This is a genomic window from Lentiprolixibacter sp. (assembly GCF_982873095.1).
The window spans coordinates 6,290-9,941 of the sequence record NZ_CEYNTP010000089.1 but is presented as its reverse complement, the minus strand read 5'-3'; the positions used below and the strand labels follow the sequence as shown (position 1 = coordinate 9,941).

Genomic DNA, 3,652 nt, shown 5'->3' with positions numbered 1-3,652 from the left:
GTGACCTCCACAGGATTCAAACCTGTAACCTCTTGAGCCGTAATCAAGTGCTCTATTCAGTTGAGCTAGGAGGCCTTTTTTATATTGCTCTGACGCAATGGGCTGCAAATATATTTCTTTTTTAAATTTAAGGCAACACAACTGCAGTGATAATGGATTTTAAATCGTACGTACGGGATATTAAAGATTTTCCGGAACCCGGGGTGGTCTTCAAGGACATCAGCCCCCTCCTGAAAGACAAACATGCCTTTAAAACAGCATCGGAAGCCCTGATCCGGATGGCGGGAAACGAAAGAATAGACAAGGTCATCGGTATAGAAAGCCGGGGTTTCTTCTTTGCCCCCCTGCTGGCCTTTGAACTGGATGCAGGCTTTGTCCCGGTCCGAAAAGTGGGCAAACTCCCTGCTGATAAGATCAGTCGCACCTATTCCCTGGAATACGGGGAAGATACCCTGGAAATACATGCGGATGGTATCTCAAAGGGAGACAGGGTCCTGATCCATGACGACGTGCTGGCTACTGGCGGTACGGCCAAAGCCACCTGTGAGCTGGTGGAATCCCTTGGAGGAACAGTGGTGCTTTGCCATTTCCTGCTGGAATTGGATTTTCTCAATGGAAGGGACCAGCTTCAGGGCTATCCCGTGAATTCCCTTATGACGTTTTAACCCAAGGCACGCGTAGTCACAAAATACCTCCATCCGATTACGGCCAACTGCCATTTGGAAGCTTTGGAAAGATCAACACCCTTTCTGGTATAGGAGGGGAGTAACTTTTTGTTGAGCCAGGCAAGGGTTTTAAAGAGGAACTGTTGCATAGGTGCCGTTGTTGGTCAGCACAAAGATAAACATCAGCACATATTCATGTTAAGTTAGCCCTCATATAGTGGCTACAGTATTACCAGGACCAGGAGTAAAATGAGTTGTAATAAAAGTTTTGCAAGCGTTATCATGGGAACAGATATTTCGTTGTTTCAGTTGTATTTCATCGATTTGAGCGTGAATATATAAGGAGGGAGTTCTTGCTTCCAAGAAAAAAGGAAGAAAATGATGAAATTAAATACAAATATGTAAGTAAATAAATGTTAGGGATTTATAAAACAAACAACTCTCCTTGGGATAAGTTCCTAATCGTAATTATATAAGTGGTTAACTCTTGATAACTGTAAGATTTGTAGGGGCTTTTTTGACTGTTTTTAAAATTCCAAGGACCAAAATGATTGAAAAAGCCCTTTTTTTGGCAAATCCATTTTCTGAAATAAAAAAACCGCCTCAAGGCGAGGCGGTTGCTATTGTATAATTCAGCGGTTGATTTACTGCTTCGTGGTGACTTCAACCACACCATTCTTGGCACGGTCCCCGTACTTTTTCACAGCGGCTTCTCCTTTATACACTTCCACCTTTTCGATCTGGCTGGGGTTGTATTTTTTAAATGCTTCCCGACTCATTTCTTTGCCATCTACGATGAAAAGGGGCTCCTCTCCCGGGTCGCTGTCCATAAAGAAAAAACCACTGCCTTTTTCTTCAATGATTTCGATATCCTCATCGTCCATGGAATCCTTTATGATAAAGACGTTCCCACTTTCTCCTTTCTTCAGTTTTTTGATCTTGATCTTCTTCCCATCGGCCTTTTTACCGAATTCCTCCAGTTCTTCTTCGCTTACCTCTTCCCCGTTGATGGTGATGACCTTTTCCCCATCCTTGATCTCAACAAGGACTTCCATTTCATCTCCCTCGCCTTTCTCTATCCAGGTATGGGCGTCGTCATCACCTGAATGAATGCGCATTCTTTTGCGGATCTTGTGCTTGCCTTTTTGCCGCTCATCGTCATCCATTTCAATAATGATCTTGTTTGCAGAGATCGTGTGGCCCTCGTGAAGGGAGGCTCCTGAAAAGAATCCGATACTGCGGTCTTTCCCTTCCCCGCTTACCCGAAAGCTAAAGGGGTCGATCCCGTCGTCGCTGTTCTGACTGTAGTTGCCGCTTATGCCGCTGTCATCCTTGTAACTGGCATTGATAGCTGTGATTTCACCGGAACTGTTTCTTTTAACTCCTTTGAACTTGAGGTCGATCCCCCTTTCTTTCATGAACTTGGTGTCAGACGCCATTTGGTCCTTGGTGTAGTCCTTGTCGATCCGGATTTCAATCTTTTCAACTTGGACTTCTACCACCACATCTTTCTCCTGGGCTACTACTTTGGTGTTAAAAGCGAAAACAAAGCCCACAAGCAAGGGAAGAATGATGGCAAATTTCAGGGCATTTAACTGATTGGATTTGGTTTTGTGTAACATGACTATTCGTTTTTTGATTAATGAATTGTAGAAATTATTGGTTATTGGTGTATGGATGGGGTTTGAGGATACCTTTAATAAGGCGTACTGATATTTTTTGACCGACTTGGTCCGTCTGATGGCACTTGAATCCGCTAAAAATTCCAGGTTTTGCTGAATGTTCTTGCGGTACAACCAACTGATTGGATTGACCCATAGCAGGATGGTCATCAGGTGGCCGAGTAATACATCTACCGAGTGCCTCTGGACACAGTGTGCTTTTTCGTGTTGCCTGATCGCCTCGAGTTCACTTGCACTGAATTGACCCGGATTGTAGAAGATATAGTTGAAAAAGGAAAAGGGTGCCAGGTCCCGATCGGTCTCTACCAATCGGATCGCCCCAAGTCTTCTCACTTTGTGCTTTCGAACCAATCGCCTCAGGGAATACAATTGTATGAGGAACCTGCTGCTCAACACCAGCACACCTGTAAGGTACATCCCCAATATCAGGGCCTCCCAGTTCCATCCTCCGGTGAGCATTGTTGTGGTGCTCACTTCAGGGAGTTGGGTAAAAGCAGAAACCGGCAGGGATTCCAGCACTACATAGCGTTTGATTTCGAGGAAGGGCAGGGCAAAAGCCGATAATATCCCTACTATCAGGAAATGACGGTTGGCTTCAAAAAATGTTTCCCGTTTAAGGAAAAGCTGGTAGACCCCAAAGAAGAGGGTCAGTATGCCAGAGGCCTTGGCGAGGTAAACCAGTGCTGCTTCCATTTATTTCTTCTTTTCAATTAAGGCAATGATTTCTTTCAGGTCTTCCACTGATATTTTTTCTTCTTTTGCAAAGAAGGAGACCATGCTCTTATAGGAATTGTCATAAAAATCCACCAGGCTGCGGTTGACAAACTGCTTGCGATAGGCTTCCTTACTTACCAGGGGGAAGTAACGGTGGGTGTTGCCAAAAGCTTCATGGCCCACATATTTCTTGTCCTCAAGATTCCTGACAATAGTTGAAAGGGTATTGTAATGGGGCTTAGGGCCTTCAATTTCGGCCAGGATCTCTTTTACAAAGGCCTTTTCAAGGTGCCAGAGCACCTTCATAACCTCTTCTTCTTTATTGGTCAGCTTCTGCATATCGGATTCGTTTGATCAAACATATCACTAAAAAAGTAGTTGTACAACTAATTTTATAGTTATTTAACATATTTCTGCTTCGCTTAAAACTTCACCAGCCCTAAACATGAGGAAGCTCATTGCCATAATCTCGCCACATGTTTTACTTTTACGGAAACACCTTCTAGTGCTCAACCTGTTTTTTATCCTGCTTGGTTTGGCCCTCCTGATCCTGGGAGGGAACTGGTTGTTAAAAGCCTCGGTTGCCTTTTC

General features: G+C 44.2%; 4 protein-coding genes and 1 tRNA gene. 1 reads left to right on the top strand and 4 read right to left on the bottom strand.

What is annotated here, in order from left to right; genetic code table 11:
* Nucleotide 1: 1 nt before the first annotated feature.
* Nucleotides 2-75: transfer RNA gene (locus AC4E7D_RS07065), tRNA-Arg, on the bottom strand.
* Nucleotides 76-152: 77 nt separating this feature from the next.
* Between AC4E7D_RS07065 and AC4E7D_RS07060 the strand changes: the two genes are divergently transcribed.
* The gene (locus AC4E7D_RS07060; RefSeq protein WP_490173110.1) at nt 153-665 is read left to right on the top strand and encodes an adenine phosphoribosyltransferase; all 513 of its coding nucleotides are present in this window, start codon (nt 153-155) and stop codon (nt 663-665) included.
* On the opposite strand, the gene AC4E7D_RS07055 is transcribed toward AC4E7D_RS07060, so the two are convergent.
* The 3 genes from AC4E7D_RS07055 to AC4E7D_RS07045 all read right to left on the bottom strand — a co-directional run bounded on the left by AC4E7D_RS07055 (nt 662) and on the right by AC4E7D_RS07045 (nt 3,400).
* On the bottom strand, nt 662-814 hold the full coding sequence (locus AC4E7D_RS07055; protein WP_490173109.1) for an SsrA-binding protein: 153 nt from the start codon (nt 812-814) through the stop codon (nt 662-664). The genes AC4E7D_RS07060 and AC4E7D_RS07055 overlap by 4 nt on opposite strands.
* A 495-nt stretch (nt 815-1,309) precedes the next feature.
* A complete protein-coding gene (locus AC4E7D_RS07050) occupies nt 1,310-3,040 on the bottom strand; it encodes a M56 family metallopeptidase (protein WP_490173108.1) in 1,731 nt (576 codons plus the stop codon).
* The gene (locus AC4E7D_RS07045) at nt 3,041-3,400 is read right to left on the bottom strand and encodes a BlaI/MecI/CopY family transcriptional regulator (RefSeq protein WP_490173107.1); all 360 of its coding nucleotides are present in this window, start codon (nt 3,398-3,400) and stop codon (nt 3,041-3,043) included.
* Between the last annotated feature and the right edge of the window lie 252 nt (nt 3,401-3,652).

Excerpts from the sequence above, each read along its gene's own strand:
- AC4E7D_RS07060 (WP_490173110.1), top strand. The coding sequence starts at position 153 with ATGGATTTTAAATCGTACGTACGGGATATTAAAGATTTTCCGGAACCC.
- AC4E7D_RS07045 (WP_490173107.1), bottom strand. The coding sequence starts at position 3,400 with ATGCAGAAGCTGACCAATAAAGAAGAAGAGGTTATGAAGGTGCTCTGG.
- AC4E7D_RS07050 (WP_490173108.1), bottom strand. The coding sequence starts at position 3,040 with ATGGAAGCAGCACTGGTTTACCTCGCCAAGGCCTCTGGCATACTGACC.
- AC4E7D_RS07055 (WP_490173109.1), bottom strand. The coding sequence starts at position 814 with ATGCAACAGTTCCTCTTTAAAACCCTTGCCTGGCTCAACAAAAAGTTA.